The 23,154-nt window shown below is 38.5% G+C and carries 19 protein-coding genes; 2 read left to right on the top strand and 17 right to left on the bottom strand.

Going from position 1 to position 23,154, the window contains the following annotated elements; all coding sequences use genetic code 11:
- Positions 1 to 72: 72 nt before the first annotated feature.
- The 13 genes from lpdA to F601_RS0103160 form a co-directional block, all read right to left on the bottom strand.
- Positions 73 to 1,845 (bottom strand): dihydrolipoyl dehydrogenase, encoded by a 1,773-nt coding sequence (lpdA, locus tag F601_RS0103220; protein ID WP_018164230.1) that lies wholly within the window; start codon positions 1,843 to 1,845, stop codon positions 73 to 75.
- 555 nt (positions 1,846 to 2,400) lie between these two features.
- The gene (locus tag F601_RS0103215; protein ID WP_018164229.1) at positions 2,401 to 3,780 is read right to left on the bottom strand and encodes a dihydrolipoamide acetyltransferase; all 1,380 of its coding nucleotides are present in this window, start codon (positions 3,778 to 3,780) and stop codon (positions 2,401 to 2,403) included.
- Between the two features lie 125 nt (positions 3,781 to 3,905).
- On the bottom strand, positions 3,906 to 4,904 hold the full coding sequence (locus F601_RS0103210) for an alpha-ketoacid dehydrogenase subunit beta (protein WP_018164228.1): 999 nt from the start codon (positions 4,902 to 4,904) through the stop codon (positions 3,906 to 3,908).
- 354 nt (positions 4,905 to 5,258) lie between these two features.
- Positions 5,259 to 6,227, bottom strand: coding sequence for a thiamine pyrophosphate-dependent dehydrogenase E1 component subunit alpha (locus F601_RS0103205; RefSeq protein WP_018164227.1), 969 nt, complete (start codon positions 6,225 to 6,227; stop codon positions 5,259 to 5,261).
- Between the two features lie 238 nt (positions 6,228 to 6,465).
- Positions 6,466 to 7,836 carry a H2O-forming NADH oxidase gene (gene nox, locus F601_RS0103200; protein ID WP_018164226.1) on the bottom strand — a complete coding sequence of 457 codons (1,371 nt, stop codon included), beginning with the start codon at positions 7,834 to 7,836 and terminating at the stop codon, positions 6,466 to 6,468.
- Positions 7,837 to 7,987: 151 nt separating this feature from the next.
- Positions 7,988 to 8,941 carry an ABC transporter permease gene (locus tag F601_RS0103195; protein ID WP_018164225.1) on the bottom strand — a complete coding sequence of 318 codons (954 nt, stop codon included), beginning with the start codon at positions 8,939 to 8,941 and terminating at the stop codon, positions 7,988 to 7,990.
- Position 8,942: 1 nt separating this feature from the next.
- Positions 8,943 to 10,004 carry an ABC transporter permease gene (locus tag F601_RS0103190; protein WP_018164224.1) on the bottom strand — a complete coding sequence of 354 codons (1,062 nt, stop codon included), beginning with the start codon at positions 10,002 to 10,004 and terminating at the stop codon, positions 8,943 to 8,945.
- 14 nt (positions 10,005 to 10,018) lie between these two features.
- Entirely contained in the window at positions 10,019 to 11,539 is a 1,521-nt protein-coding gene (locus tag F601_RS0103185; RefSeq protein WP_018164223.1) for an ABC transporter ATP-binding protein, read from the bottom strand.
- 138 nt (positions 11,540 to 11,677) lie between these two features.
- Positions 11,678 to 12,739 (bottom strand): BMP family lipoprotein, encoded by a 1,062-nt coding sequence (locus F601_RS0103180; RefSeq protein ID WP_018164222.1) that lies wholly within the window; start codon positions 12,737 to 12,739, stop codon positions 11,678 to 11,680.
- Positions 12,740 to 12,853: 114 nt separating this feature from the next.
- Positions 12,854 to 13,306, bottom strand: coding sequence for a cytidine deaminase (locus F601_RS0103175; RefSeq protein WP_081600864.1), 453 nt, complete (start codon positions 13,304 to 13,306; stop codon positions 12,854 to 12,856).
- Positions 13,230 to 13,889, bottom strand: coding sequence for a deoxyribose-phosphate aldolase (gene deoC / locus F601_RS0103170; RefSeq protein ID WP_018164220.1), 660 nt, complete (start codon positions 13,887 to 13,889; stop codon positions 13,230 to 13,232). The genes F601_RS0103175 and deoC overlap by 77 nt, the downstream gene beginning before the upstream one ends.
- Before the next feature lie 18 nt (positions 13,890 to 13,907).
- Positions 13,908 to 15,185 (bottom strand): pyrimidine-nucleoside phosphorylase, encoded by a 1,278-nt coding sequence (locus tag F601_RS0103165; RefSeq protein ID WP_018164219.1) that lies wholly within the window; start codon positions 15,183 to 15,185, stop codon positions 13,908 to 13,910.
- A 141-nt stretch (positions 15,186 to 15,326) separates the two neighbouring features.
- The gene (locus F601_RS0103160; protein ID WP_282705024.1) at positions 15,327 to 15,911 is read right to left on the bottom strand and encodes a class I SAM-dependent methyltransferase; all 585 of its coding nucleotides are present in this window, start codon (positions 15,909 to 15,911) and stop codon (positions 15,327 to 15,329) included.
- Positions 15,912 to 16,191: 280 nt separating this feature from the next.
- On the opposite strand from F601_RS0103160, the gene coaA reads away from it, so the two are divergent.
- Positions 16,192 to 17,112, top strand: a complete 921-nt coding sequence (coaA, locus tag F601_RS0103155; RefSeq protein ID WP_018164217.1) for a type I pantothenate kinase — start codon at positions 16,192 to 16,194, stop codon at positions 17,110 to 17,112.
- A gap of 53 nt (positions 17,113 to 17,165) precedes the next feature.
- Positions 17,166 to 17,417, top strand: a complete 252-nt coding sequence (gene rpsT, locus F601_RS0103150) for a 30S ribosomal protein S20 (protein ID WP_074486519.1) — start codon at positions 17,166 to 17,168, stop codon at positions 17,415 to 17,417.
- Between the two features lie 89 nt (positions 17,418 to 17,506).
- On the opposite strand, the gene F601_RS0103145 is transcribed toward rpsT, so the two are convergent.
- The 4 genes from F601_RS0103145 to F601_RS0103130 all read right to left on the bottom strand — a co-directional run bounded on the left by F601_RS0103145 (position 17,507) and on the right by F601_RS0103130 (position 22,944).
- Positions 17,507 to 18,823, bottom strand: coding sequence for a sensor histidine kinase (locus F601_RS0103145; protein WP_018164215.1), 1,317 nt, complete (start codon positions 18,821 to 18,823; stop codon positions 17,507 to 17,509).
- Positions 18,813 to 19,487: a response regulator transcription factor gene (locus F601_RS0103140; protein WP_018164214.1), complete on the bottom strand. Its 675-nt coding sequence runs from the start codon at positions 19,485 to 19,487 to the stop codon at positions 18,813 to 18,815. Before F601_RS0103140 ends, F601_RS0103145 begins: the two co-directional genes overlap by 11 nt.
- A 187-nt stretch (positions 19,488 to 19,674) precedes the next feature.
- Positions 19,675 to 22,221, bottom strand: a complete 2,547-nt coding sequence (locus F601_RS0103135; protein WP_018164213.1) for a M1 family metallopeptidase — start codon at positions 22,219 to 22,221, stop codon at positions 19,675 to 19,677.
- Positions 22,222 to 22,395: 174 nt separating this feature from the next.
- Positions 22,396 to 22,944: a DUF7010 family protein gene (locus tag F601_RS0103130; protein ID WP_018164212.1), complete on the bottom strand. Its 549-nt coding sequence runs from the start codon at positions 22,942 to 22,944 to the stop codon at positions 22,396 to 22,398.
- Positions 22,945 to 23,154 lie beyond the last annotated feature (210 nt).

Below are 23,154 nucleotides of genomic sequence, written 5' to 3'. Positions count from 1 at the left end.
TCCAAACTAGACCAATTTGATAATCTTTTAGCATAAGTAAAAAGAGCTGAGCCTTAGCTCAACTCCATTGTTTTATTTACGTTTTGGTGGGTTGTGGATAGCTTCACCAAGAACATCCATGAATGCTTCGTACATATTTTCTGAGAAGGTTGGGTGTCCGTGAATTGATTGTGCAACATCATCAACTGTCAACTCAGCTTCCATGATGGTTGATGCTTCATTGGCAAGTTCTGCAGCAGCTGGACCAATGATGTGTACACCAAGGATTTCATGGTATTTAGCATCTGCGATAACTTTAACGAAACCATGAGCTTCGTTTGAAGCGATAGCACGGCCATTTCCAGCAAAACTTGAACGACCTACCAATACATCACCATATTGTTCACGTGCCTGCTCTTCTGTCAAACCTACCATAGCAACTTCTGGGTGTGTGTAAACCGCAGCTGGAGTGAAGTCCAACTTAGCTTTACGTACGTTACCACGCATAGCATTTTCAGCAGCAACTTCTCCCATACGGTAAGCTGCGTGGGCCAGCATCTTAGTACCATTAACATCACCTGGAGCGTAAATTCCTGGGATTGATGTTTCTTGGTAAGCATTAACTTTGATACGGTTACGATCCATTTCAAGGTTAAGGTTTTCAAGTCCAGCAAGTTGTGGCACACGTCCGATAGAAAGCAGAGCTTTTTCAGCAACAACTTCTTCTCCGTTGTTAAGTTTCAAGGTCAATTGGTTATTAGCTTCAAGGATTTCTGAAACCCCAACAGATGTCTTAATAGTCATGCCCTTCTTAGAAAGGATTTTTTGAAGTTCAAGTGAGACTTCTTTATCCATACCTGGAATGATACGGTCAGCCATCTCAATAACTGTAACTGGGACACCGTATGAAGCCCATACAAGACCAAGTTCGATACCTACGACACCGCCACCCATAACAGCGAGTGATTTAGGCATTTCTTTTAGATCAAGAATATCATCAGAAGTCAAGACAAGTGGTGACTCAATACCTGGAATGTTGATACGTGATACTTTTGAACCAGTAGCAAGGATGATTGAACGTCCTTTGATGGTTTCTGAACCGATGGTAACTGTCTTGTCTGGGTTAACCGTACCAAGGCCGTTAAACATGGTTACCTTGTTAGCTTTAAGAAGACCTTTAACACCGCCTGTCAAAGTACGGACAACAGAGTTTTTGAAATCAACGGTTTTGTCCATATCGATAGCGTAGTTAGTTGAGGCAAGGTTGATACCACGACCAGCAGCAATCTTCAAACCATCAAGGATTTCAGCATTTTTAAGGTAAGTCTTTGTTGGAATACATCCAACGTTCAAACAAGTCCCACCGAATTCTGACTTTTCAACGATAGCAATTTTTCCGCCAAGCTGAGCACCACGGATTGCGGCATAGTAACCAGCAGGTCCACCACCAACAACAACGATATCATACTCGTTATCAGCAAGCGGAGCTTTATCACTGGCCGCTGGAGCTTGAGCTGCTGGGGCTGCAGGAACTTCAAGACCAGCTGCTTGCAAATCAGCAGTTGCTTGAGCTACTTCAGCTGCAGCTGGTGCAGATGTAGTATTCTCAGCTACAGCTACAACTTCACCTTCTGCACCAATATAACCAATAACTTCAGTTACAGGAACAACGTCGCCTGCAGGGCGTACAATTTTTAAAAGAACGCCTGATTCTTCAGCTTCAAGTTCCATGTTCGTTTTATCAGACATGATTTCAAGAAGAATGTCACCTTCATTGACAACATCACCTTCTTGTTTTTTCCATTCAATAATTTCGCCTTCTTGCATGTCAACGCCAAGCTTAGGCATGATAATTTCAAAAGCCATAATTAAGATACCAAGAGCGAAAAGAAAGCGACTGAAAAATAGGAAATCGTAGAAAATCCTGATTTTCTTAGCGATTTATCTTTTTTCCGAGCTTTCCGCTCGGGTTCAGTTGCAGCAAATCTCTTCTTTCTTATTCCCTTTCTTTTTTGATACGGCAAGATTCACTCACCTATCTACATTTTCTTTTTCGATACTTGTCTTATATGGTGGAGGCGTCAGCGAACTTATGATTTCATGACTAGGATTGGAGCCTTTAGTCTCCAATCCTCCCCCGACCAAGAATCATCAGTGATGATTCTTGGTTTTAACACCACTGTAACAAGCATCTAAGATGGCCAGCCTATCGGCTAGCTTTGCTTCATCGCTCTGATATTTAAGGCGATGTTTTTCGGCGACTAAGTCGCACTCCACCAGTCACCTCGGTGGGCAAAGCATTGTAAGCTATAGTTACAATGCAGGCAAATTGGGAGACTTTGACTCCAGATTTAGCAATGAAACGACACAGTCGGTTACTTGCCTGCCGGACCACCTCAGGCTGACTGGTAAATCTTCTTATCAAATCAACAATTCAAGTGGATTCTCAAGAAGGTTCTTGAGGTCTACCATGAATTTAGCTCCATTCATACCGTCAACTAGGCGGTGGTCAATTGTCAAGCTTGTTCCCATGATTGGGCGGATAACAATTTCACCATCAACAACAACTGGTGTTTGAATAGTTGCTGAAACTCCAAGAATAGCTGAGTTAGGTTGATTGATGATTGGATTGAATGATTTGGTGCCAAACATACCCAAGTTTGTGATTGAGAATGTTGATCCAGACATTTCAGCAGCCTTAAGCTTACCAGTTTGAGCTTTCTTGATGACATCTTTAGAAGCCACAACAAAATCAGACAAGCTCATCTTATCTGCACCATGCACAACTGGCACCACCAAGCCATCTTCCAAACCAACAGCGATACCAATATTAACAAACTTGTGCAATTCGATTTCTTGAGCATCATTGATAAGTGAAGCGTTCATGTAACGGTGTTCTGGTTTCATCAAAACTTTAGTTACAGCCAAGCCAATCAAATCAGTAAATGTTACCTTGAGACCAGTCTTATTCATGATTGGTTCAAGAACTTGTTTGCGAAGCGCCATAAGATTGGTCATATCGATGTCATAGTTAAGCGTAAAGGTTGGCGCAGTCAAGTAAGAATGTGTCATTCCTTTAGAGATGGCCTTACGCATTGCAGACATCTTGATAATCTCAACACCTTCTGGCAAGACAGGCGCAGATTTTTCCTCAAAAACTGGAACAGCCTCAGCAACAACCGCTGGTGCGATAAGAGCAAGAACATCTTCCTTAGTAATCTTACCTCGAGCACCCGTACCGACAACACTAGCAAGATCAATGCCTTTATCAGCAGCAATTTTAGCTGCTAGTGGAGTCGCCTTAGGCTGTGTACCCTTGAAGTTTTCAACATCTTCCTTGTGAACACGACCTTTTGCTCCACTTCCTGGCACCAAACCAAGATCAATACCAAGATTAGATGCTGCTTTACGAGCCGCTGGAGTCGCACGCACTTTACCTGAACCTTGAGGTTTGGCGCTAACTGCTGGCGCAGGACTTGCAACAGGTACTGGAGCTGGTGCTGTTTCGACAGGTACTGCTTCCACAGTCACACTTGGAGCCGCTAAATCAGCAACAACTTCACCCTCTGCACCAATATATCCAATAATTTCTGTAACTGGAACCACTTCACCCGCTTGACGCGTAATTTTCAAGAGGACACCTGAATTTTCAGCTTCGAGTTCCATATTTGTCTTATCTGACATGATTTCAAGGAGAATATCCCCTTCATTAACGACATCACCTTCGGCAACTTTCCATTCGATGATTTCGCCTTCTTGCATGTCAACACCGAGTTTCGGCATTATAATTTCGACAGCCATTCGAATTTCCTTTCATGTAATGAATCCTTCAACGCATAACAATAGGAGTGAGATTAGCCATTTGTCTATTTTTCAAACAGAAGCTAATCAACTTCCTATTGTCACTTACATTAAAAGGTATGTTCTTAGTTCCCTTTGTTAACCATCTTATAAATGGCAGCTTTGATTTTTGCAACGTCAGGCAAGATAGCTTGCTCAAGTACACGTGCATAAGGAACTGGTACATCTTCTGAAGCAAGACGTACGATAGGATGGTCAAGATAGTCAAATGCTTCACTTTCTGTAACCATCGTTGCGATTTCACCAATGAAACCACCAGTCTTGTATGCATCATTAACTAACATAAGCTTACCTGTTTTCTTAACAGAGTCAATGATAAGTTCTTTATCAAGTGGGATAAGTGTACGCGGGTCAACAACTTCAACATTGATACCGTCAGCAGCAACTTCTTCTGCTGCTTGAAGGACACGCTCCAACATACGACCGTAAGATACGATTGTCAAATCAGTTCCCTCACGTTTGATATCACCCTTACCAAGAGGAATATAGAAGTCTGGATCTTGGTTAACTTCTTCTTTCTTACCATAAAGAGCTTTTGGCTCCATGAAGATAACGATATTATTATCTTGGATTGAAGATTTTAGTAGCCCCTTAGCATCATTTGCGTTACCTGGTGCAACCACCTTGATGCCTGGAATATGTGTTAACCAAGCTTCAAGTGATTGTGAGTGCTGTGCTGCAGAACCGATACCAGAACCTGAAGCAACACGGAAAGTTGCAGGTGTTTTAAGTCCTCCACCAAACATGTAGTTGTTTTTAGCACCATTGTTAACAATAGCATCCAAAGCGATAGTGATAAAGTCCATGAAGGTCACATCAACGATTGGACGAAGACCAGTGATAGCAGAGCCAATCGCTGCACCAGCAATAGCAGCTTCTGAGATTGGTGTATCTTTAACACGTTTTGGTCCAAATTCCTCAATCATACCAACAGATGTTCCGAAGTCTCCTCCGTAAACACCAACGTCTTCTCCCATCAAGTAGATGTTTTCATCTTTGCGCATTTCCTCGCTCATAGCAAGGTTGATGGCTTCACGCAAGGCCATTAATTTAGTTTCTGACATTCTATTTTCTCCGAAATTTTTTCAATTTTGAAATTTTCTTTTTGATAGTTTCTTTTAATTGCAGGGTTGAAAGCAGTCGACTTAGTTGATTTAATGCTTATTTTTTAGACAAAGTCTCAAAAAGCCTGGACACAAACTTCTCACTTTGCTTGCTTTTACCACAGTGAAAACTGCCATTACAGCTCACTAAGTTTTCTTCATAATACATTTAATCGATAATCGTCGGCTTATGAACACCAGCCACCACTATGGTCAATCTATCCCTAGCTCTGATATAGTTAGAGGCAAAAGGACAGACCTTCAGTTTTCCTTTAAACCAAGAAACCGCTGGCGAACTGGTAAAGAAAACATTATTTAGTCTACCCAGATATCTTCAAAGGCTACTGACAGCTCTGGATCAGGACTGTTTTGTGCAAATTCGTAAGCATCATCAACTTCTTTAACAACTTGTGCGCGGATTGCATCTAGTTCTTCTGCGCTAGCAATTTTCTCAGAAGTCAAATAATCACGGTACTTAACAATTGGATCTTTTTCTTTCCAAGCATCAACTTCTTCTTTGGTACGGTATTTACCAGCGTCAGCAGTTGAATGTCCGAACCAACGGTATGATTCAACTTCGACGATAGCTGGACCATTTCCTCCACGAACATGCTCAACAGCTTTGCCCATTGTTTCATAAACGGCAAGAACGTCATTTCCATCTTCACAATAGAAACCTGGAATGCCGTAAGCTTCAGCACGAGTATAAAGGTGTGGTGTATTTGTTGCATTCTCAATACTCATTGAGATTCCGTAACGGTTGTTAATGATAAAGAAAATAACTGGTAATTTCCAAGTTGCTGCCATATTGACAGATTCATGGAATGAGCCTTCATTGGTTGCTCCGTCTCCAGAAAAGGCAACAACAATATTACCTGTTTCCTTATATTGTTGCGTCAATGCCGCACCGACCGCAAGTGCATAACCACCACCAACGATACCATTAGTTCCGTAGTTACCTTTTTCAAAATCAGCCAAGTGCATTGAACCACCGCGTCCTTTTGAAACTCCAGTTACTTTACCAGCAAGTTCAGCCATCATTTTGTTCAAATCCATATCTTGAGCAATAGATTGACCGTGCCCACGGTGATTAGAGAAGAAAATGTCATCGTAAGTTAAGTGCTGCACCGCACCAACATTGGCTGCCTCTTCTCCAACAGAGAAGTGAGTCATCCCTTGTACGAAACCACGACGAACAAGTTTATTAATACGCATATCGAATTCACGAATACGTTCCATTTTTAAAAACATTTCTAAATGTTGTTCTTTTGACAAAGTAACCATACGGTCCTCCAAAAATCTTATTTACGAGTCTATTTTATAATTAAAATTCACAATGTGCAAATAATTGAACCGCTTTCTTTCTGCGGTATAACAGTGTTTCACTGTACTATAAAATAATATTTTCACAAAGTATGTGTCTTCTAATCATTTATACCACATAAAATAAGCCATTTTTAAATTCCATACTTGTAAGTCATTTTAATCAAAAAATCAGCCCCGAAGAGCTGATTATATAAGATTATTCTTTGGCACCAAGTGCTGCCATCGTAATGTAGTTGTACGGTTTGTTAAAGTGTGGCAAGAAGAAAATATCTGTTAACGCCAATTTTTCAATCGTAACGCCTTCTTGAATTGCCAATGAGAACATGTGAATACCCATTGAGATATCCTCACGTGCTGCCATCTGTGCACCAAGGATACGACGAGAGTCTTTATCGTAGACAATCTTAATTGTTACTGGGAAGTTGCCATGTTCCATAAATTCTGGTTTTTGATTATCAGTATATTCTGTTACTGCTGCATTGAAACCATTACGCTTAGCTTTTTCAAGTGTCAAACCAGTCGAAACCATGTGCAAACCATAGATAGAGATACCGTTTGATCCTTGTACGCCAATACCTTCAAGATCCGTACCACAAGCATTGTGAGCTGCTACAATACCAGTTCGAACTGCATTTGATGCAAGTGCGATGTAGTTTGTATCACGTGTTGCATTATCATAAATTGTCGCACAGTCACCGATAGCATAGACTCCAGGGACGGATGTTTCTTGATGTTTGTTGACAAGAAAGGCACCGTTACGGAACAATTCTACCTTGTCGCCAGCAAGCCCAGTGTTAGGACGGAAACCGACCGCCAAAATTACCATGTCAACATCATATTCATTCTTGTCAGTAATAATTTTTTCAACTTTGCCATCTCCGGCAACTTCTTTAACTGTTTCACCAAAGGCAAGTTTAATACCATGATCTTCCATATTTTTAGCCATTTTGTCTGTCAAATCGCGATCATAGTAACCAGCCAAACAAGTATCAACAACGTCAATAAGAACAACTTCTTTACCTTTACGTTGGAAGGCTTCAGCAAGTTCTACCCCAATATAACCAGCACCAACTACTGCTACACGTTTAATATCTTCATCTTTGAGTTTTTCAATAACATCAGCAGCATTTTGATACAATTTTACAAATTGAAGGTTTTTAAGAGTTGCTTCAAATTCAAGGGAACCTTCTTTAATCTCAGCTCCTTTAATTGGTGGTAAAATTGGTTGAGAACCTGTCGCAAAAATCAATTTATCATATGATTCAACATGCTCTTTTCCATCAACAAGAGCTGTTACAGTTTTAGCATCATAGTCGACTGCTTTAACGGGTGAATTCATATAAATTGTTGCACCCATGCTTTCCAATTCTTCTTTATTTGAATAGAAAAGTCCATCACCAGAAGAAATTTGCTCACCAATCCAAAGAGCCATCCCACATCCTAGGAAAGAAATATTTGAGTTTTGGTCAAAGACAACAATTTCATTGGCATCACCATAATTTGACAACATAGTTTTGATGCAGGCAGTACCTGCGTGGTTAGCACCAACTACAACGATTTTTGACATAGGAATAATCCCCTTTTCAGAAATATATTTGTTTTACAGAACTAATATAACATAGCTTTAAACCGCTTACAAGAAATATGCTCATAGATTCACAATTATTTTTAAATTTTCAAGACAAAAAACAGCAAACTCAGTTGCTGTTTCTTGAAACTTATTTAGTTTTAATATAGTTAACACCGTCTGCTTTAGGAGCAACTGCTTTACCAAAGAAAGCTGCCAAAGCAATTACAGTGATTAAGTAAGGTGCCATTTGGAGATAAACAGCTGGAACATTTTGGAGTCCTGGGAGCTGACTTCCAATAACTGCCAAACTCTGTGAAAGTCCAAAGAATAGACTTGCTAACATCGCACCAAGTGGATTCCACTTACCGAAAATAACGGCAGCGAGAGCGATAAATCCTGAACCAACGATGGTCGTTGCTGAGAAGTTGATATTAACTGATTGAGCACTTACTGCTCCCCCGATTCCACCTAGGAAACCAGCAATCATAACCCCAGCAAAGCGCATTTTATAAACATTGATACCAAGAGTATCTGCAGCTTGTGGGTGTTCACCTACAGAACGCAAACGAAGACCAAAGCGAGTTTTATAAAGAACGAACCATGCAACAAAGGCAGTGGCAATCGCTACATAACCCATTAAACTTGTATTCTTGAAGAAAAGATCTCCGATTACTGGAATTTTTGATAATCCAGGGAAAGAGAACTTCCCAAAAGATTGACGGATTGAATCTGTCTGACCTTTACCATAGATAACTTTAACCAAGAAAACTGAGAAAGCAGGAGCTAATAGATTTAAAACGGTCCCGGATACGACGTGGTCAGCTCGGAAAATAACAGTTGCTGTCGCGTGAATAAGTTGGAATAGAATACCAACAAGACCACCTACCAAGACAGCTACAAGAGGAGTCATTTTACCCAACTGCTCTGCAAATTCAATATTAAAGACAACACCAGCAAAGGCTCCGATTACCATTGTACCTTCGAGTCCGACGTTAACAATACCAGCACGTTCAGAGAAAACTCCTCCAAGGCTAGTAAAAATCAATGGCGCTGAATAAATTAGCATTTGCGAAATAAGTAAAGCTAATAAGTTCAAACTCATCTTATTTGCCTCCTTTCGCAAAACGTTTTGATTTCAGTAATTGTTCAAAAATGTATTTTACACCAATGAAGAAGATAATTGATGCTGTAACAACGTTAACCAATTCTGGTGGAATTTGGGCACGAACCATACCAGATGATCCAACCTGCAGGGCTCCAAATAGAAATGCAGCAAATGGAATACCAAGTGGTGAGTTAGAAGCTAAGAGTGCTACTGACATACCGTTAAAACCGATATCCAAATTAGAAGATTGAATATAAACATTTTGGAATGTTCCCAAACCTTGTACTGCTCCACCAAGTCCAGCAAGCGCACCTGAAATTACCATTGACAAAACAATTGTACGTTTAGTACTCATACCTGCATAATCTGCTGCAGTTGGATTAAGACCAGCTGCACGAATTTCAAATCCAAGTGTTGTTTTAGCAAACAAGAACCAGATTACAAATACTGCAATAAGAGCAAAGAAGATACCAATGTTCATACGAGAATTGTCTGTCAATGCACGTAACCACTCTGTCTGATAAGAGGCATTGGCTGAAACGTTGATACTTGAGTCAGTATTTTTCATCAATTCATCAGCAAAAACATCTCGGATAATATGATTTGAGAAATAAAGCAGAATATAATTCATCATGATTGTTACGATAACTTCACTTGTACCAAGAAAAGCACGTAAGAAACCAGGAATAGCTCCTGCAATACCTCCTGCAAGCATTGCAACGATAACTGTACCTAAAATCAGAATTGGTCTCGGCATATCAGGGTTAGCAAGTGCAAACCAACCTGCAAATACCCAGCCTACTAATGCCTGACCAGATAGCCCGACATTAAAGAAACCAGCTCGGCTTGCAACGGCAAATCCAAGTGCTGTGAAAACTAAAGGTGCAACAGCACGGAAGATTTCACCAATATTTTTTACAGAACCAAAAGCTGTATAGAAGAGTTCTTCATAACCCCAGATAGGGTCATAACCAAAAACTAACATAACGACTGCCCCAAGTAGCAAGCCTGACAAGACTGCCATTAAGGGAATCAGGATACTTTCATATTTTTTTAGCATGTTGATTTCCTTTCTTACTTGAGATGGCCACCAGCCATGAGCATACCAAGTTCTTGCTTGGTTGTCTCAGCAGGTAATACAATACCGTGGATGCTACCATCATGGATAACAGCAATGCGATCTGAAACATCAAGAATTTCATCCAATTCGAAGCTGACAACAAGGACAGCTTTGCCTTTATCACGCTCTGCAATCAAGCGTTTTCGGATGTATTCAATAGCTCCAACATCAAGTCCACGAGTCGGTTGGCTAACAATCAATAAGTCAGGATCTCGATCAATTTCACGAGCAATTACTGCTTTCTGCTGGTTCCCCCCAGAAAGAGATTTACCAGGAATCAACTCTCCAGCACCACGGACATCAAATTCTTCCATTAACTGACGAGCTTTTTCATTAATCTTAGAGTAGTTTAGAATACCATTTTTAGAAATTGGCTCTTTGTAATATGTTTGAAGTGCAAAGTTTTCAGCAACTGTCATATCCAAAATCATACCATCGCGATGACGGTCTTCAGGGACATGTCCTACACTAAGTTCTGTAATTTTTCGTGGTGAGTAATGAGTAACATCTACGCCTTTAATGGTGATTTTACCAGATTTGGCTCTTCGAAGACCAGTGATAGCTTGAATAAGTTCACTTTGTCCATTACCATCAATACCAGCAATACCAACAATCTCGCCTGCACGAACATCTAATGATAGATTTTTAACAGCAGGGATGCCACGGTTTTCATTGACAACGAGGTTTTCGATCGATAAGACAACTTCTTTTGGATTTGGAGCAATCTTCTCAGTTTTAAATGAAACAGAACGTCCTACCATCCATTCAGCCAAGTCATCATTAGTTGCTCCAGCAACGTCAACAGTTTCAATTGATTTCCCACGACGGATAACTGTCACTCGATCAGCAACCGCACGAATTTCATCAAGTTTGTGTGTAATGAGAACGATTGATTTCCCTTCAGCAACCAATACCTTCATAATTTTGAGAAGCTCAGCAATTTCATCAGGTGTTAAAACAGCAGTCGGTTCATCAAAAATAAGTAGGTCAGCACCACGATATAGAGTCTTCAAAATTTCTACACGTTGTTGAGCACCAACTGAAATATCAGCAACTTTAGCGGTTGGATCAACTTCAAGACCATATTTTTTAGAAAGTGCTGTAATTTCTGCAGTAGCTTTTTTCAAATCAATCATGCCTGCTGCATTGGTTGTTTCGCTACCAAGAATGATATTTTCAGTAACAGTAAAAGCATCCACCAACATAAAGTGCTGGTGCACCATACCGATACCAAGTTGTGCGGCTTTTGAAGGTGATTCAATGGTCACTGATTGACCATTAATTACAATTTCACCACTTGTCGGCTCTAGAAGTCCTGCCAGCATGTTCATTAGGGTTGATTTCCCAGCACCGTTCTCTCCGAGAAGGGCATGAATTTCACCTTTTTTGACATTTAAATTGATATGGTCGTTTGCAACAAACTCACCAAATCGCTTTGTTATGTCTCGCATCTCGATGACATAATCGTGTGTCATAGTCTATTCCTTTCAAAACTGTCATTTTTTGTCAGTAAAACCTACCAACTCTTTGATAGGCTTTACTGAGAGAAAATCTCCCAGTCTCCCAAAAAAGGGCGACCGATGTTAGTCGCCTTTTTCGGATTTTGTTATTTCTTAAGGTTTTTCTGGAATTTCAACTGAACCATCAAGAATTGCTGCTTTAGCATCAGCAACTGCTTTAGAAGCATCTTCAGAAAGGTTAGTTTCAGCCAAGTCTACACCACCATCAGTAAGTGCATAGCGTACAGTTTCTCCACCAGGGAATTTGCCATCAACTGTTTTTTCAGTGATGTCTTTAACTGCAGCACCAACTTCTTTCAATGTAGAAGCCAATACAAAGTTAGATTCTTTACCATCTTTAGATGTGTAAGCACCTTCAGCTGATTGGTCACGGTCAACACCGATTACCCAAACTTTATCAGCTTCATTGCGAGTTTCATTTTCAGCTTTTGCTGCTGCAAATACACCGTTACCAGTACCACCAGAAGCGTGGAAAATGATATCAGCACCAGCTGCGTATTGTGCTGCTGCAATTGTTTGTCCTTTAGCTGCGTCACCAAATGAACCAGCATATTGAACGTCAATCTTGATTGACTCATCAACAGATTTAACACCTGCTACAAAACCAGCTTCAAAGCGGTCGATAGTTGCAGAGTTCATACCACCGATAAATCCAACTTGTTTAGTTTTTGTTGATTTTGCTGCTGCAACACCTGCAAGGTATGATGCTTCATGGTCTGCAAACAAAACGCTAACTACGTTGTCTTCACCTTCAACAACATCATCAACGATTGCGTAGTTTACATCAGCATTGTTTGGAGCAACTTCTTTGATTGAAGATTGCAAGGCAAAACCGATACCGAAGATAAGGTTGTATCCACCTGAAACAGCAGAATCAAGGTTTGTTACGTAATCTGATTCAGATGCTGATTGGAAGTAATCAAAACCATTACCTTTTGAAAGACCAGCTTCTTCACCCCATGCTTGAAGACCTTCCCAAGCAGATTGGTTGAACGAACGGTCATCAACACCACCGATGTCAGTAACGATTGCAGCTTTTACACTTGATTCAGCACCATTAGATGCAGCATCTTTTTTTGATGTACGGCTTCCACATGCAGCAAGTGATAGAGCAGCGATCGTAGCTAGACCTAGACCAACAATTTTCTTGTTCATAAAGATGAACCCTCCTAAAAAACTTTTGTGCAACTCTGTTGCAAATATTTTATTAAGCCAAATGGCTACAATAACAATGGGATAAAAAGATACAGATTTCTCTATGTGATTAAATTATTTTAAATCTGTAAATGAATAAGGAAGTAATTCCTCGACCGTCATCACGACTGTCGCACCACTTTTAGCAATCAAAGTTACTGGTAAAGTTGGTTCAAAAAATTCTGCCATTACCTGACGACAGGCGCCGCATGGCGAAATAGGATCTTCAGTTGTACCGTAGACAGCAAGCTCTGCAAATTCAGTGTGACCTTCTGAAACAGCTTTAAAAATAGCTGTTCTTTCTCCACAATTAGTCAGACCAAAACTTGCATTCTCAATGTTGCAACCTGTAAAGATTTGACCATCTTTTGTTTTAAGCGCAGCACCAACTGGAAAATGTGAATAAGGTACATAAGCTTTCTGACTTGCCTCGATTGCTAGGTCAACAAGATTAGTATCCACCATTTGAAACTTCTCCTGAAACGATTGCAACACCTGCAGATGTCCCAATTCGAGTTGCTCCGGCATCAATAAAGTTTTGTGCATCTGCAAGAGAGCGTGCTCCTCCAGAGGCTTTAACGCCAATATCAGGACCAACTGTCTGACGCATCAATGCTACATCTTCAACAGTGGCACCATGAAGTGAAAATCCAGTTGATGTTTTTACATAGTCTGCACCAGCTGCAACAGACAATTGGCAAGCTTTAACTTTTTCTTGATCTGTTAAGAGGCAAGCTTCAATAATGACTTTAACGAGCTTGTCACCACTTGCTTCAACAACAGCACGAATGTCATCTTCAACAAGCTGATAATTTCCAGATTTCAAAGCCCCAATGTTAAGGACCATATCAATCTCATCTGCTCCATTTGCAATAGCATCTTTTGTTTCGAATGCTTTCACAGCACTTGTGTTTGCCCCAAGAGGGAAACCAATTACTGTACAAACATTAACAGTTGTATCTTTAAGTGCCTGAGCAGAGTGTGCTACCCAAGTCGGATTAACACAAACGCTCGCAAAATCATATTCAATCGCTTCTGAAATAAGTTTATCAATTTGCTCTTGAGTACTTTCTGGTTTTAATAAGGTATGATCGATGTATTTATTAATCATCTTCTCATATCCTCCTCTCTAAGAAATGACTTTAATAATTTCTTTAGGTAAAAGTTGTACTCTACCTATTTTAACATTTTTTTGGAATTCTGTAAGCAGTTTTTTATCTAAAATTTCCTGTGAATACACTTTCGCAATGGTTTCACCCGACTCAACTGCTTCACCTACTTTTTTCTCAAAAACGATGCCTGTTTCATAGTCCAGAGCATCAGTTTTGACTGCACGACCTGCGCCAAGTCTCATGGCAAAAAGTCCAAATTCCAAAGCAGGCAATGCTTCAATGTAACCTGATTCTTCAGCTTTAATTTCGGTGACTACTTTTGCAGTTGATGGTCTATAGAGATCTTGTAAATCACCACCTTGTGCCGCTACTAGTGCTTCAAATTTTTCCAATGCTTTGCCATTAACAAGATGTTCATGAATCTCTTCAAGAGTTTTTTCAACACCAGCCAATTCAAGCATCAACTGAGCCAATTCACAAATAAAATGAGTAACATCTTCGCGACCTTGACCTTTCATAATTTGAATAGCTTCTAGTACCTCTAATCGGTTACCAATAGCTTGACCCAGAGGCTGACTCATATCAGTAATGACTGCAATTGTCTTACGACCAACTTCCTTACCTAATGCCACCATAGTCTCTGATAATTTTTCGGCATCTTCAATGGTCTTCATAAAAGCACCATCGCCAACAGTAACATCAAGAAGTATACTGTCCGCCCCTGCCGCAATTTTCTTACTCATTACCGAACTAGCAATCAAAGGGATAATATCTACTGTAGCTGTAACGTCACGTAAAGCGTAGAGCATCTTATCTGCTTTAACAAGGTTATCTGATTGACCAATTAATGACACACCAATCTCTTGAACCTGTTTAATAAAGTCTTCCTGACTTCTTTCAATTTGATAGCCTTTAATTGATTCTAGTTTATCTAAAGTTCCACCAGTATGACCCAGACCACGTCCGCTCATTTTTGCTACTGGTACACCAAAACTAGCTACTAGAGGTGCCAAAATCAAAGTAACCTTATCTCCTACTCCTCCAGTAGAATGTTTGTCTGTTTTAATACCTGCGATTGCTGAGAGATCTATAACTTCTCCAGTAGCAACCATAGCCATTGTTAAGTCGCGCGTTTCGCGCATGCTCATTCCTTTAAAGTAGACAGCCATTGCAAAAGCAGACATTTGATAGTCAGGCACTGTACCATCAACATAACCCTCAATCAACCATTGGATTTCTTGAGTACTTAATTCTTCACCATCTCGTTTTTTTTGTATTAAATCAACTGTTCTCATCATTAATACCAAATCCGTATATCATGTCGTTAGATATAATGATCAAATGAAACAACTTAGTTTCACTATCAGGTCTTACATTGTTAACATCATTTAACTTCCCTGTATGATGTCAAATACAGCGACACTCTACGACGGATTTTATTCCTCTCTAACACTCTGTAAAATATAATACCCTTTGTCTTTTTTCAGAGTTTGGCAATTTCCAAAAACTTCTTCCATTTTTGCTTTGGCGCTTGGTGCACCTTGTTTTTTCTGGATAACAATGGTCAAATCGCCACCGCTTTCCAAATAGTTGATGCTCTCTTCAATAATAGCATGAACAACTTGTTTACCCGCTCGTATTGGCGGATTACTGATAACATGATTAAATTTTCCTTCGACTTGGTCGTAAATATTTGATTGAAAAATGTCGACATCCACATTATTGCGTTGAGCATTTTGTTTTGCTAAATCTATTGCACGATTGTTGATATCAACCATTGTAGCCTTAATTCCTTGAACTTTTGAAAGTGAAATTCCTAATGGTCCATAACCACAACCGAGATCAAGAACAGTCTCACCTTTCTCGAACTCAAGAGAATTTAGCAATACTTGACTTCCAAAGTCAATCATTTTCTTTGAAAAAACTCCAGAATCTGTTAGAAAACGGAATTTTTCACCTAAAAGTGTCACATTTAATTCGTGTATATCGTGATCACTATCAGGATTTTCTGCGTAATACATTTTTGTCATGAATTCTCCTATCCTTTTTAGGATGCTTTATCATTCTAACACAGTTTAAAGCGGTTTACAAGTTGCATTTATGGCTACTTCCTATGCTATTGTTCGTAAATTCCGAACCTTAGATCTTTTAAATTTGAAACGGCTTGTTTGGAATTTTCTGATTGTTCGATGTTTCAAATTATTTAATAGAACTAAACAAAAAATTGTTACTAAAAAAAATCTACACTTTCTTTTGAAAATGCTATAATAGAACCATTAGCCCTAAATAGGAGTGTCTCGGATGGCAAATGAATTTATCAATTTCGACAAAATCTCTCGCAAATCTTGGCAAGAGCTTCACCAAAAAACAAAACCCCTTCTAACTGAAAAAGAATTGGAATCTATCAAAAGTCTGAATGATAACATCAATATACAAGATGTTGTAGATGTATACCTACCCCTTATTAGCCTAATTCAAATCTACAAAAAAAATCAAGAGAATCTTTCTTTTTCAAAAAGTATCTTTTTAAAAAAAGATGTTACTATTCGTCCATTTATTATAGGGATTTCAGGTTCTGTTGCAGTAGGAAAATCAACCACAAGTCGATTGTTACAGCTACTTCTATCTCGGACATTTAAAAATAGTAAAGTAGAGATGGTTACTACGGACGGTTTCCTTTACCCTAATGAGATACTTATTGAGCGTACTCTATTGGATAAAAAAGGTTTTCCAGAGTCTTATGATATGGAACTTCTTTTGAATTTCCTAGATAGTATAAAAAATGGAGACTCCGCTGAAATTCCTGTATACTCTCACGAGATTTATGACATTATACCTGACCACAGACAAGTTATTCAGTCACCTGATTTCTTGATTTTAGAGGGGATTAATGTTTTTCAAAACCAACAAAACAATCGACTTTATATGAGCGACTATTTTGACTTCTCGATATACATTGATGCAGACAATAAGCACATCGAGTCTTGGTATTTAGAACGTTTCGAGAGCTTACTGGAATTAGCAAAATCAGATCCAAATAACTATTACAATCGCTTCACTAAGATGTCACGTGAAGAAGCTCTGCTATTTGCAAAAAACATCTGGGAAACAATTAATTTAGTAAATCTTGAGAAGTACATCGAGCCTACTAGAAATCGGGCTGAATTGATTCTTCATAAGTCAAAAAATCACAAAATTGATGAAATTTACCTGAAAAAGTGATTAAGGCTTGCCAAAATAGAATAAATTCTATATAATGATATAGTTAGATTAATTTGGAGGTGAAAACATTGGCAAATATTAAATCAGCTATCAAACGCGCTGAGCTTAACGTTAAACAAAACGAAAAAAATTCAGCACAAAAATCAGCTATGCGTACTGCTATCAAAGCATTTGAAGCTAACCCAACTGAAGAGCTTTTCCGCGCTGCTTCTTCAAGCATCGATAAAGCCGAAACTAAAGGTTTGATTCATAAAAATAAAGCTAGCCGCGATAAAGCACGTCTTGCTGCTAAATTGGCTAACTAATATCCAATGAAAACTCCAATCGGAGTTTTTTCTTTTTAACCAAAGAAACGCTAGTCATCTTTTTTTGACTAGCGTTTTTATGTGTACAACTATCTTTGTTTATCGTTTAATATTACTTCAAAGACGGTACCGCTTGGTTGGTTGTCTTTTACTTGTATTGTTCCTTTTAAAGCTTTAACTATTTGCTTTGCAAGCGACAATCCCAGTCCGAAACCTCCTGTTTGTCGAGTTCGCGCTTTATCGACACGGTAGAAACGATCGAAGATCCTCTTCTTATCTTCATCTTTGATACCACAGCCGTTGTCTGCAACTTGAATAATCAGACGCTTATCCATTGTAGTAACTGACATATCAACTTTCCCATCTTCGCCCGTATATTTTATAGCATTATCAAAAAGAATTGTCAGCAATTGTTTTAATAAAGTCTTATCAGATTTAATAGCATGTGATACCTTATTAGCCCCAATAAAGATTTTATTATTCTCTTCAGCAATCACTTGATAATTTTCAAAAATATCATCAAAAAACGATGGCTCTATTACTTCAACATTCGGCTCAAGTCCATCATCGCGTCTAGCTAGATTGAGAAGATTGGTGGTCAAAAGACGCATATTCCTAACTTCTTCTAAACTTGCTGCAATGCTCTCGCTATTATCCAAAATCGTTGAGTCAGGCTTTCTAAACAAACTTTCGAGACGGTTTTGTAGAACCGTTAAAGGAGTTCTCAATTCATGACTTGCATTTTCTACAAATGATTTTTGTTTTTCATAGCTTTCCAAAATCGGTTTTCTAGACCATTTAGCTAAGTAGACACTAGCAAACATTGAAATCAACCAGAATACTGCCATAACAGAAATCGTTATTGTAACAAAGCGTTCATTGGCTTCATCAAGTTGTCTGACATTAACCAAAAAGGTAGCATAACGCACTTCTGGGTATTTAGAACTATTTACTGGGATAGTTACTAAGTGGAATTTCTCTTTTTGTCCAAAGCTGGTTTCAAGTGATTTTTCAACAATCTCTTTGAGTTTTTTTGTATCTAACGAGACATTACTAAATTGAGTAAAAGCATCAACAGTATTTAAGATCGATCCGTCTTCATCATATAAAAGAACAGAGATATTACTGATTTTATCATTAGATTTTTTACTTGGCTCGAACTTAAAAATGACTTCACTTCCATCTGTTTGAATAGAAAAACTTCTAGCTAGAGTCATTTCGACATATTGATCATAGTTTTCTACTGCATCCTGAAGACGGGTATCAACTGATGAATAGACACCATAGCGCATGATTTGCAGAATAATCGTGGTCATGACAATGAAAATGCCTGAAAAAACTGCAAAGAAATGAAAGAAATGAGTAAAAGTTTCTGAAGATAGTTTCCTTTTAATCTTATTCAGCATTTTTTAGAATATACCCTACACTGCGCAATGTTTGTAAATTGCTTGCAAAACTAGTCCCTTTAAGTTTTTTGCGAATTTTTGACACGTAAACTTCAACTACTGATATTGTTGTGTCGCTATCAAATCCCCAAATACGATCGAAAATTTGAGTTTTAGGTAGAATTACATTTTGATTTTGCAAGAAATAAATAAGCAAATCAAATTCTTTCCCTAAGAGTTCCACTTCTTGACCATTTACAGCGGTCGTATTCGTAGTCAGATCAACTGAAAGATCACCGAAAGTTAACATATTATCGTTAAATTTACCTGAGCGCTTTAGGAGTGCCTGAATTCTCATTTTAAGTTCTTCGAGATAAAATGGCTTAGTCAGATAGTCATCTGCACCAAGTTCAAATCCATGTCCTTTATCATCTAAGCCTTCCTTAGCTGTCATAATGAGAACAGGTGTAGCTACGCCCTTAGCACGCAGTTCTCTAAGCACCTCAAAACCATTTTTTTCTGGCAACATCAAGTCAAGCAGGATGATATCGTAAACACCACTCTCCGCTTCATAAAGACCTTCTTCTCCATCAAAAACTTGCATCACATCAGCAAAATCATCCAAAAAATCAAAGACTGAATTGGATAAACTTAAATCATCTTCTACTAACAATATTTTTATCATATCAACACTCCTCTGTCTATTATAACACGACTTCCACAAAACCCAAGTAATGGAAATGTCAATTCATTACATTATAGTATAAGTCAACACTCTTAATTTTTCCTGAAAGCTTAAAAATTATTTGACTATCAAAACATCGAATATATCAATCAAAAAAAGAAGTTGATTTCTCAACCTCTTCTATTACTTATTTTGTCGCAAGTAGCGCTGTTTCAACAGCTTCCTTATCTTTTTCGATCAATTCAACACGAGCTGTGATTTCATTGATACCCATTGTGATATTACGGCTAATAGCCATATCCTCCAATTGTGGTTCAAAGAAAGCTTTAAATTCTGCCAATCTCTCAGCTGTCTTAAAGACATTTGAAGGGTAGATAACAAACTTATCAAAGCTCATATCTCCACCAAGAGCTGATTTAATCCATGACCAGTTCTCACGCGCCCAAGTCCAGAAGGCTCCCTGAGCAAAGTCTTGATTCAAGAATGGTAAATACCAACTCATGGCCAAATCCTGTGGCTTCACAAGGTCTTTGTTCTTCAATTCAGATAAAATACGTGCTACTGTTTTCTCAGATTTTGTATTAGCCAGTGCTTGAGCTAATTGACGACGGAAAGTACCATCATTGGTTTTGACATATGTTGTCAAATAAAGTTCAACTAAATCTTCAGTTTCAGCATGTTTAATTTGATTTGATAAAACTAACAAACGAATTGAGGCAGGGATTGACTCAATGTCATCTGCATGTTTTTGGAAAATGGCTGACGCTGTTTCAATGGCTTGAGCATTGTCAGCATAAAGCATGGCGCTAAGTGTAATCTGGCGAACCATTTCATCTTCATCTGCTTCCCCTACTTTTGGTTCAAAACCAAGACGTTCAAAATTCTTAACAAAGATTGATTCCACCATTGATTTGAAGGCTGCTTCTGCCTCACTTCCTTCATTTACAAAGCGTTTAAGACCAGTGGTAACTTGACTAATTGCCGCTGTAACAAGGTATGATGTTTCATCTGTCAAACCTGAAATAACAGAGATAAGATCTGCATATGAAATCTCACCACTTTCTGCCAAGAGGCGACGCTCTTGAATAACCTGCAATTTAGCTGTTGCATCAAGCGTAGACCATTTTTCCAAAACAGAATCCAGTAGTTGCCCTTGGTAATTTGTAATGTAATGCGCTGTATTTTCAGTGTTAAAGCGAAGAGCTTTGCCATCATTTTGTGCAAGGAGAGCATCAAAATTAGGAATCACTAACTCAGAACCAGTCATTGTATCTGGAAGTCCTGTCCAAGTAGCATTCAAAGGCAATGGCCAAAGACGACCTTGCTCTTGCGCTTGACCAATGAAGAATTGTTTTTGACTAAGAATGAGTTTATCACCTTCAACTCTAGCAGACAAGACTGGATAACCAGGTTGTTCCAACCACGCATCCATGAAGCCGGCAACATCCTTTCCTGAAGCTTCACTTAAAGCGTTCCAAAGATCACGACCGATTGTGTTCCCATATTGGTGACGTTCAAAGTAAATTTTGAGACCCGCTCTGAAATCATCATCACCCAACCAACGACGGAGCATATGCATGAGACGGCTTCCTTTGGCATAGACAATAGCTGGATCAAAAAGTGTGTTGATTTCATCTGGATGATGAACTTCAACATGGACAGATTGAACCCCATCAGTTGCATCACGTTTAAGTGCCAGCGGAGCTCCTCCAGTTTGGAAATCTTCAAAGATATTCCAGCTTGGTTCAATAGCATCAATAGCTACATATTCCATCATATTGGCAAAAGATTCATTCAACCAAAGATCATCCCACCATTTCATAGTTACCAAGTTACCGAACCATTGGTGAGCAATTTCATGAGCAATAACAAGTGCAACTTGCTGACGACTTGCTACTGTAGAGTTTTCATCTACCAATAAGTAGACCTCACGATAGGTTACGAGTCCCCAGTTTTCCATAGCTCCAGAAGAAAAATCAGGTAGGGCAATATGAAGTGATTGTGGAATTGGATAGTTGACACCAAAGTAATCCTCATAAAATTCAATAACGCGTACAGCGATGTCTAATGAGAAATCCAAGGCTTGTGGCTTATGAGCTTTAGTTGCATATGAGCCAACAAGAGTACCATTTTTCGTGTGGGCTGTTTTTCCTTGAATATCTCCGATTGCAAATGCAAGCAAATAAGACGACATACGAGGTGTTGTATCAAAGGTCCAAATTCCAGTCTCTTGACGACGCTGGCTATTAACTTCTGGCATGTTTGATAACGCCATTTCATCTTGATTTTGATCAAACTTCAATGACAAATCAAATGTTGCTTTTGCTTCCGGCTCATCAATAGATGGGAAAGCTTCACGCGCAAAATGACTTTCAAATTGTGTTGAAATAACTTCTTTCTTGACACCATCAACTGTATAATATGATGGGTAAATACCTGTCATATTATCAGTTATTTTTCCAGAGAATTCAATAACAAGTGTCATCATGCCAGTATCTGGCAACTCAATATGAAGAGCTTCATTTTCGTCATCCATTGTAAATGACATTTTCTCATTATCAAGCAAGACTGAAGCAATGGTCAAGTCTTTTTGATGTAATGAGATCGTATTAACAAGAGCTTCACCAGTGATAGCTACATTACCGGAAAAAGTTTTGTTTTCACGACTAATGTCCAAGAAAATATTGTAATTTTCAGGAACAAATTTTTCAATATAATGTTCTACAGTTTTCATAAGACTCCTCTTATTCAAAAATTATTTAGTTTTAAAACAAAAATTGCTTTATCTAAACGTCTAACAAACTTTACCATTATATCACATTTCAAACTATTTTGGACAAAATAAAGGGTTTAGAAACCTTCTTGTAAGTTTTCTAAACCTTTAGACATTTATTTTTTTGAAAATGTATCAATTTACACCTATAAGTGTTTCAGTTTCTCTGACTTCTTTGTGAAGAAGAAGAGCAAAAACTATCTCAATGATTACCATTAGCGCTGATAGAACAGTTGTAGAAAAAATATTACCTACAACAAGAGATAAAATTGGAATAAGAATTGAGAAGAAACGGTAGGCTTCTGATTTGTACAGCCAAGAATAAGGTAATAAATGAGCACCAAAAACCATAGCAAAGACCATAAGCATTTTTTCTGGAAGTGCATTAAATACCCACATTACTATCAGTAAATATAAGAGTTGATTCAATGTAAATAGAAACCCAACCTCACCTAAAGGATTCTCTTTGGAAAAGATATCAACATCCATTTTCTTGCCAATACACCAAGCTAATGGCATCAGAGGACAAGAACAAGAAAAGATAAGAATATTTTCTAATTGTTGGTTGACATTTAAACAAGTGACAATAGTAATCAATATCCAAATAATAACCGAAGTTGTAATAAAAGGCAGTCCCTTCTTTTGCTTCACAATAATATCATTTCTTAGTTCTTCTAACTTCATAATAGAATCCTCCTATCAAAAAAAAAAAAAACGTCACTTCAGCCTAATTCTATTATAACACTTTAAGAAATATTGACTATTTTTTTACAAAAAAGCCACACTTCCTAGGTGAACTGCTCCCTGTCAAGTGGACAACGAAATAATAAAAGATTAAGCAACGGCCTTGTTCCTCATTTCAAGAGGAGCGAGGCCGTTGTGCTTCTCTTGAAA

The sequence above is a fragment of the Streptococcus henryi DSM 19005 genome (genome assembly GCF_000376985.1).
In the GTDB taxonomy this organism is placed as follows: Bacteria; Bacillota; Bacilli; order Lactobacillales; family Streptococcaceae; genus Streptococcus; species Streptococcus henryi.
Note: the sequence above shows the minus strand (reverse complement) of the source record. Positions and strands in the feature narration are given on the sequence as shown.

Bases quoted from the DNA above. Each gene is read 5' to 3' on its own strand.
- F601_RS0103140 (WP_018164214.1), bottom strand. From the start codon at position 19,487: ATGATAAAAATATTGTTAGTAGAAGATGATTTAAGTTTATCCAATTCA.
- F601_RS0103215 (WP_018164229.1), bottom strand. From the start codon at position 3,780: ATGGCTGTCGAAATTATAATGCCGAAACTCGGTGTTGACATGCAAGAA.
- lpdA (WP_018164230.1), bottom strand. From the start codon at position 1,845: ATGGCTTTTGAAATTATCATGCCTAAGCTTGGCGTTGACATGCAAGAA.
- F601_RS0103210 (WP_018164228.1), bottom strand. From the start codon at position 4,904: ATGTCAGAAACTAAATTAATGGCCTTGCGTGAAGCCATCAACCTTGCT.
- F601_RS0103175 (WP_081600864.1), bottom strand. From the start codon at position 13,306: ATGCCGGAGCAACTCGAATTGGGACATCTGCAGGTGTTGCAATCGTTT.
- F601_RS0103185 (WP_018164223.1), bottom strand. From the start codon at position 11,539: ATGACACACGATTATGTCATCGAGATGCGAGACATAACAAAGCGATTT.
- F601_RS0103135 (WP_018164213.1), bottom strand. From the start codon at position 22,221: ATGAAAACTGTAGAACATTATATTGAAAAATTTGTTCCTGAAAATTAC.
- F601_RS0103130 (WP_018164212.1), bottom strand. From the start codon at position 22,944: ATGAAGTTAGAAGAACTAAGAAATGATATTATTGTGAAGCAAAAGAAG.
- F601_RS0103160 (WP_282705024.1), bottom strand. From the start codon at position 15,911: ATGTATTACGCAGAAAATCCTGATAGTGATCACGATATACACGAATTA.
- coaA (WP_018164217.1), top strand. From the start codon at position 16,192: ATGGCAAATGAATTTATCAATTTCGACAAAATCTCTCGCAAATCTTGG.
- nox (WP_018164226.1), bottom strand. From the start codon at position 7,836: ATGTCAAAAATCGTTGTAGTTGGTGCTAACCACGCAGGTACTGCCTGC.
- F601_RS0103190 (WP_018164224.1), bottom strand. From the start codon at position 10,004: ATGCTAAAAAAATATGAAAGTATCCTGATTCCCTTAATGGCAGTCTTG.
- deoC (WP_018164220.1), bottom strand. From the start codon at position 13,889: ATGATTAATAAATACATCGATCATACCTTATTAAAACCAGAAAGTACT.
- F601_RS0103145 (WP_018164215.1), bottom strand. From the start codon at position 18,823: ATGCTGAATAAGATTAAAAGGAAACTATCTTCAGAAACTTTTACTCAT.
- F601_RS0103165 (WP_018164219.1), bottom strand. From the start codon at position 15,185: ATGAGAACAGTTGATTTAATACAAAAAAAACGAGATGGTGAAGAATTA.
- F601_RS0103195 (WP_018164225.1), bottom strand. From the start codon at position 8,941: ATGAGTTTGAACTTATTAGCTTTACTTATTTCGCAAATGCTAATTTAT.
- F601_RS0103180 (WP_018164222.1), bottom strand. From the start codon at position 12,739: ATGAACAAGAAAATTGTTGGTCTAGGTCTAGCTACGATCGCTGCTCTA.
- F601_RS0103205 (WP_018164227.1), bottom strand. From the start codon at position 6,227: ATGGTTACTTTGTCAAAAGAACAACATTTAGAAATGTTTTTAAAAATG.